Origin of the sequence: Hymenobacter roseosalivarius DSM 11622 (genome assembly GCF_900176135.1) — a bacterium.
GTDB classification, from domain to species: Bacteria; Bacteroidota; Bacteroidia; order Cytophagales; family Hymenobacteraceae; genus Hymenobacter; species Hymenobacter roseosalivarius.
The window spans coordinates 43,300-49,597 of sequence record NZ_FWWW01000034.1 but is presented as its reverse complement, the minus strand read 5'-3'; the positions used below and the strand labels follow the sequence as shown (position 1 = coordinate 49,597).

Sequence of the window (6,298 nt, the reverse complement as noted above, 5' to 3'; positions counted from 1 at the left end):
GGCTTTTTTGTGTTTTTGGCGCATACCCGATTGTAATGGTAAACAACGCTGAGCAAGCACATAAGAACAAGTAGCAGAGATAAGTAGAAATGCTTCGGAACCTAACAAGTTGATAATTAAAACGCCAACACTACTGTGAAAGTGAATAGGATTTACTATATTCAAAATGGCATAATACTTGGCTTAGAGTAGCTATCGGGAGTATCCCTATTGCTCTCATATTCTCACACATGAAAAAGGCCTTACTTCTGAGCATCGGATTGCTGATGCTGTTATCGGCCCAGCTTCGTGCCGCGCCGGTTATCGTCAACTTTGCCTCCGAGCGTGGCATTCCGTTTCACCTGGTATTTGATGGGCAGCCGCTAACCCGTGGCGGCGTGCGGCAGGTGTCCATCGACCGGCTCGCGCCCGGCTTTCACTGGGCCGAGTTTCGAATTCCGACTCCGTACGGCCGCGCCGTCAGTTACCGTACACGCGTTTTCCTCGACCCTGGCCTGGAAACCAGCTACGTGCTTATCGCCCGTAGCGGCTACGCCCCCGCCCTGCGCAAAGTAGCCGCCGTGCCTCTTGGCCTGGGCCGCGGACCAGGGCGGGGCTATCCTGACCAGTCCGGCGACATTATCTATGAGGATGGCTACCCCGACCGGCGACCCACCGCCCCAGCTGACCCGTATGGCCCGTATCCGCCCAGCCCCGGGGCGGGCTATCCTGGTGCTTACCAGGTGATGACGCCGCAGGATGTGGACAGGCTGGCGCAGGCGCTGGCGGCTCGCCCCTTTGATAGTGACAAGCTGCTGGTGGCCCGCCAGGCGTTGAGCGAAACCAGCATCCGGGCCGATGACCTGCGGCATCTGCTCACGCAGTTCGACTTTGATAAAGACAAGCTGGAGCTAGCCAAATACGCCTACCCCGCCGTGGCCGACAGGCAGAATTTCTACCGGGTGTATGACGTGTTTCGCTTTAGTTCCAGTGCCCGTGAGCTAGAGGAGTTCGTGGAGCGTAGCAGAGGCCGATAGCCAACAGCGTTTTTAACAAAAAAGCCCCCCAGAGCTATTTCGGGGGCCTTTTGAGTTGAAGAGATACTCGCGGCTCATCACCGCAGCCGATCCATGCTGCGCACGAGCTGCTCGTCGCGGCGGATGAAGCGGTTGGCCAATACGTTGAGCAGCAGGGCCAGGGTAGGGAGGTAGAAGCCGGCCTCAAACTCGCCGGGAACTTTGATATTGAGCAGCTGCTCGCCTACGCCGGAATAGTAGAAGCCCGCCCCGATGGTAGCTACGATCAGCAGAAAGTTGACTAAGCCCAGCTTAAGCTGGCGGAAACGGTTCTTGAACTGGAAAATCTCGTACACGGCCACGGCCGCCGAAGCCAGCGCCAGAATGGCAATGAGATACGTCGGCGTCGGCGCGGGTGAGCCTGGTTGAGGGTTCGTAAAAGCCAGCTTATAGGCCGATAGCACCACTTCCTGCCCGGTCATCGGGTCAGTTTTGCTCCAAATAGGCAGCACTAATACACTGAGCATGGCCAGGGCCAGCAAAAGAAGGAACACGCTTTGGATTCTTTGTATCATCTTTGTGGTTTGACGGTTCGCGCCGCGTTGCCGAAGCCTACGGGCCGGCAAAAGTAGCCAACAACGACCGTAATAACCGCATTCCAAGCCAATGCTAAGTGCTTATATAGTAGATGCCGTCCGCACCCCTATCGGACGGTTTGGCGGCGCGCTCAGTAGCGTCCGTCCCGATGACCTCGCCGCACACGTCCTGCGCGAGCTATTACGCCGCAATCCGACCCTCGACAAGGCGGCCGTAGAAGACATTATTATCGGAGCCGCTAACCAGGCCGGCGAAGACAACCGCAACGTGGCCCGTATGGCTGGTCTGCTGGCCGGCTTGCCTGCCACGGTTCCCGGCAACACCGTAAATCGCCTGTGCGCTTCGGGTTTGCAAAGCATCATTGATGCCTCGCGGGCTGTGCGCTGCGGCGAAGGCGACGTATACCTGGCCGGCGGTGCCGAGAGCATGACCCGCGCTCCGTTCGTGATGGCCAAGTCGGAAACCGCCTTCGGTCGTGAGCTTACCGCCCACGACACCACCTTGGGCTGGCGCTTTGTCAATCAGAAGCTTTCGAAGCTGCATCACCCATATGCCATGGGCGAAACGGCGGAAAACGTAGCCCGCAAGTACGGCATCACGCGCCTGGAGCAAGACGAGTTTGCCTTTAACTCCCAGCGCAAATACCACCGCGCCAATGAGAAAGGCCGTTTTCGCCGCGAAATCGTGCCCGTATTTGTGCCTAACCCTAAGGGCGACGCTGCTTTGTTTGATACCGATGAGCCGCCGCGCTTGTCTACTGTTGAGAAGCTGGGCACGCTCAAGCCTGCGTTTCAGCCCCAGGACGGAACCGTGACGGCCGGCAACTCAGCGGGTATCAACGACGGGGCCGCCGGCGTGATAATAGTAAGCGAAGAAGCGCTGAAGCGCTACAACCTCAAGCCCCTGGCCCGAGTGGTTGCCGCCGCCGTAGCTGGCGTCGATCCGGCTTATATGGGACTCGGACCAGTGCCCGCCAGCCAGAAGGTATTGCAGCGCGCGGGCCTGACCATGAATGACATAGATCTGATTGAGTTGAACGAAGCGTTTGCCGCTCAGTCCATTGCCTGCATCCGCGACCTCGAGCTTGATCCTGAAAAAGTAAACGTCAATGGCGGTTCTATTGCCATTGGCCACCCGCTGGGAGCCAGCGGCTCGCGTATCACGGCTACGCTGCTTCACGAGATGCAGCGCCGCGAAGGCGTGCGCTACGGCCTGGCGACCATGTGCGTCGGGGTCGGCCAGGGCGCGGCCGTTATTTACGAGAAGGTCTGATTTGCCCTCCGGCCTTATGCCAGATGCCCGGCTGCGCCCTACATTGGATTTGCCTCTACTTGGGGCGCGGCTGCGGCCCTGGCAGCTAAGCGATGCGCCAGCCTTGGCCGAGGCCGCCAACGACCGGGGCATCTGGCAAAATCTGGGCGACGTGTTTCCGCACCCCTATCAGAGGGAAGATGCTGATTGGTACATCGGCTTCGTGACTAATCCTGACTCAGTTGATATACACTCGTGTATAGAGGTGAATGGTACGGCGGCTGGGGCCATCAGCGTATTATTTGGAGAGGACGTGCATCGGCGCAACGCCAAAATCGGCTACTGGCTGGCCCGGCCGCAGTGGGGCCGGAGCATCATGACAAGTGCCGTGCGGGTCTTGGCTGACTACGCTTTCGCCCACTTCGATTTGGTTCGGATTTATGCCGAAGTCTTTGGGCCCAATATCGCCTCGGCGCGGGTGTTGGAAAAGTCTGGATTTGAGTTGGAAGGCCGGTTGCGTAAAAGCATCACCAAAGATGGCCAGACGCTGGACGCCTTGCTGTACGCCCTGGTGAGGTAATCCAACAACTTATGCGCTATTTTCTTCATCTGGCCTACGACGGTACTCGCTTCCACGGTTGGCAGGTGCAGCCCAACACGCTCACCGTGCAGCAGGAGCTGGACCGCTGCCTCTCGCAGGTATTGCGCCAGCCCGTGTACACGCTGGGCAGCGGTCGCACCGATTCGGGCGTGCATGCCAGCCACCAGGTCGCGCACTTCGATGCCGATTTGCCCCCCAGTCTGGATGAGGCCACGATTTTGTATCGCCTCAACCGCGCGTTGCCCCCCGATATTGCCGTGCGCCGCCTGCACCCCGTGCCGGATAAGGCCCACGCCCGCTTCGATGCCGAAGCCCGCACCTACGAGTATTTCGTGCGCCTCATTCCCGACCCTTTCGGCGTCAATCAAAGCCTTTACCTCGACCGCGCCCCCGACGTGGCGGCTATGAATGAGGCGGCGGCCCATCTGCTCGGCTCCCGCGACTTTACCAGCTTTTCCAAAGTGAAAGGCGGCGAGAATCATTATGTCTGCGTGTGCTACGAGGCCGGCTGGCACTCGACGCCAGGTGGGCTGGTATTTCGGATTCGGGCCAACCGCTTCGTGCGGGGCATGGTGCGCCTGGTAGTGGGCACGCTGCTGAGCGTAGGCCGCGGCAAGCTGACCCCCGACGAGTTCAAACGCATCCTGCACGCGCAAAGCCGCATTGCAGCCAGTGGCGCGGCCGTGGCCAGGGGGCTTTTTCTGAGCAGAATAGAGTATCCGGCAGAACTGGTAACAGCGGAAGGGCCTACTGGAATGCCGTACTTTGTGCTGGGTTCGTAGGGGTTATTCCCCGTCGTTGTTATCCTTCGTTCCTCAGGATGACAAAATGGGCAATTTGCAACCTCCGGTGCCCGCGCGTGGTTACTTGTCCTTAGTATCCTTTATAGCCTAACAAATCCTCTGTGGAGCAAGCAACTACCGCTACCAAAACCGGCAATATCTTCGACTGGCAGGTGCTGAGCCGCCTGATGAAGTATGTGCGGCCCTACCGGCGGATATTTTATTTCCTGATTTTTCTGACCGTGGCCACGGCCGCCCTGGGCACCCTGCGCCCCTTTCTGATTCAGAAAATGGTAGACCGTAGTATCGAGCAGGGCGACCTGACGGGCGTAAACCAGATGTTCGCGCTGCTGCTGGTCTTGCTGGTGGCCCATACGCTGGTCAGCTATCTGCAAACGTACTTTGGAGGCTGGCTGGGCCAGTACATCGTGCGCGATATCCGGGTTGATTTATATCAGCATATTTTGAATTTGCGCTTGAAGTTCTTTGACCGTACGCCCATCGGGGTGCTGGTGACGCGCAATATTTCCGACGTAGAAACGCTTTCAGATGTGTTCAGCGAAGGGCTGGCGGCCATGATTGGCGATATTTTGCAGCTCTTGTTCATCATGGGCTTCATGTTCTGGATCGACTGGCGGCTGACGCTGGTGAGCCTGTCCGTCATTCCGCCCCTGATTATCAGCACCTACGTATTCAAGGAAAAGGTAAAACAGTCGTTTCAGGAAGTGCGCACGGCCGTGGCCAGCCTCAACTCCTTCGTGCAGGAGCACCTGACGGGCATGAACGTAGTGCAGATCTTTAATAACGAGGAGCGCGAATTTCGCAAGTTCAAGGCCATCAACCAGGAACACACCCGCGCTAATGTGAAGTCGGTGCTGTACTACTCCATCTACTTTCCGGTGGCTGAGGTGCTGGCCGCCATGGGCGTGGGCCTGCTGGTATGGTACGCGGCCCAGGGCCAGATTGAAGGTACCATCTCCAAGGGCGCGCTCATTGCCTTTATTCTATATAACGCGCTGTTTTTCAGGCCAATACGCCAGATTGCTGACCGCTTCAATACCTTGCAGCTCGGTCTGGTCAGCACGGAGCGCCTGCTCAAGCTGCTCGACAGCAAGGAGCTGATTGCCGACACGGGTACCCTGGCCCCGACCGCCGTGCGTGGCGACGTGAATTTTGAGAATGTCTGGTTTGCCTACAACGACGAGGAGTACGTGTTGCGCGACATCAGCTTCGAAGTGAAAGCCGGCCAGACCATTGCCTTCGTGGGCGCGACCGGGGCAGGCAAAACGTCCATTATCAATCTGCTCAGCCGCTTCTACGAAATAAACAAAGGCACCATCCGCGTGGACGGCCACGACCTGCGCGAGTTCGATTTGAAGGAGTTGCGCAAGCACATCGGCGTGGTTTTGCAGGACGTATTCCTGTTCGCGGGCACCATTGCCGACAATATCACCCTGGGCAACACGGACATTACGGAAGCCCAGATCTGGGAAGCCGCCGATCTGGTGGGTGCCCGGCGCTTTATCGAGCGGCTGCCTGGGGGGCTACACTATCCGGTGATGGAGCGCGGCGCTACGCTTTCCGTGGGTCAGCGCCAGCTCATCAGCTTCGTGCGGGCCATGGTGTACCAGCCACGCATTATTATTCTGGACGAAGCTACTTCCTCCGTAGACAGCGAAACCGAGGAGCTGATTCAGGAGGCCATCGACAAGCTCATGGAGGGCCGCACCTCGCTGGTTATCGCTCACCGCCTCAGCACCATTCAGAAGGCCGACCGCATCATCGTCCTCGACCGGGGCGAGATTAAGGAATCGGGCACGCACGAGGAGCTATTGCGCCACGGCGGCTTTTATCAGCAGCTGTACCAGATGCAGTACAAAGACGTGAGCCTGGATTTGAAGGCGTAAAAAGCCGATATTCTGGTGGCAGTCGAATGACGCATCGTTATGAAAATTAGCGCCAGCAACTGACCAAACTAAAGACGGACCACGTCATACAAGGCATCTTGCAAAGCAGAACGGGCGGACCACATGGTCTGCCCGTTCTGCTTTGCAAGATGCTGGCAAACAAAA

At 58.0% G+C, this 6,298-nt stretch carries 6 protein-coding genes; 5 read left to right on the top strand and 1 reads right to left on the bottom strand.

Translation table 11 applies throughout. The features are described 5' to 3' along the window. Positions 1-230 precede the first annotated feature (230 nt). Entirely contained in the window at positions 231-1,016 is a 786-nt protein-coding gene (locus tag B9A24_RS01845; protein WP_084443426.1) for a proline and serine-rich protein 1 family protein, read from the top strand. A 77-nt stretch (positions 1,017-1,093) separates the two neighbouring features. Here B9A24_RS01845 and B9A24_RS01840 read toward each other — a convergent pair whose 3' ends face one another. Further along, positions 1,094-1,570 (bottom strand): DUF4293 domain-containing protein, encoded by a 477-nt coding sequence (locus B9A24_RS01840; RefSeq protein ID WP_084443425.1) that lies wholly within the window; start codon positions 1,568-1,570, stop codon positions 1,094-1,096. 91 nt (positions 1,571-1,661) lie between these two features. On the opposite strand from B9A24_RS01840, the gene B9A24_RS01835 reads away from it, so the two are divergent. The 4 genes from B9A24_RS01835 to B9A24_RS01820 all read left to right on the top strand — a co-directional run bounded on the left by B9A24_RS01835 (position 1,662) and on the right by B9A24_RS01820 (position 6,133). Beyond that, positions 1,662-2,864 (top strand): thiolase family protein, encoded by a 1,203-nt coding sequence (locus B9A24_RS01835; protein ID WP_084443424.1) that lies wholly within the window; start codon positions 1,662-1,664, stop codon positions 2,862-2,864. Positions 2,865-2,880: 16 nt separating this feature from the next. Further along, entirely contained in the window at positions 2,881-3,423 is a 543-nt protein-coding gene (locus B9A24_RS01830) for a GNAT family N-acetyltransferase (RefSeq protein ID WP_084443423.1), read from the top strand. Between the two features lie 11 nt (positions 3,424-3,434). Next, the gene (gene truA, locus B9A24_RS01825; RefSeq protein WP_084443422.1) at positions 3,435-4,226 is read left to right on the top strand and encodes a tRNA pseudouridine(38-40) synthase TruA; all 792 of its coding nucleotides are present in this window, start codon (positions 3,435-3,437) and stop codon (positions 4,224-4,226) included. A gap of 188 nt (positions 4,227-4,414) precedes the next feature. Beyond that, positions 4,415-6,133 (top strand): ABC transporter ATP-binding protein, encoded by a 1,719-nt coding sequence (locus tag B9A24_RS01820; RefSeq protein ID WP_084443427.1) that lies wholly within the window; start codon positions 4,415-4,417, stop codon positions 6,131-6,133. Positions 6,134-6,298 lie beyond the last annotated feature (165 nt).

What these genes read in the sequence shown, in the direction of transcription:
- B9A24_RS01830 (WP_084443423.1), top strand. Translation starts at nt 2,881, where the DNA reads ATGCCAGATGCCCGGCTGCGCCCTACATTGGATTTGCCTCTACTTGGG.
- B9A24_RS01845 (WP_084443426.1), top strand. Translation starts at nt 231, where the DNA reads ATGAAAAAGGCCTTACTTCTGAGCATCGGATTGCTGATGCTGTTATCG.
- B9A24_RS01835 (WP_084443424.1), top strand. Translation starts at nt 1,662, where the DNA reads ATGCTAAGTGCTTATATAGTAGATGCCGTCCGCACCCCTATCGGACGG.
- B9A24_RS01820 (WP_084443427.1), top strand. Translation starts at nt 4,415, where the DNA reads ATGAAGTATGTGCGGCCCTACCGGCGGATATTTTATTTCCTGATTTTT.
- B9A24_RS01840 (WP_084443425.1), bottom strand. Translation starts at nt 1,570, where the DNA reads ATGATACAAAGAATCCAAAGCGTGTTCCTTCTTTTGCTGGCCCTGGCC.
- truA (WP_084443422.1), top strand. Translation starts at nt 3,435, where the DNA reads ATGCGCTATTTTCTTCATCTGGCCTACGACGGTACTCGCTTCCACGGT.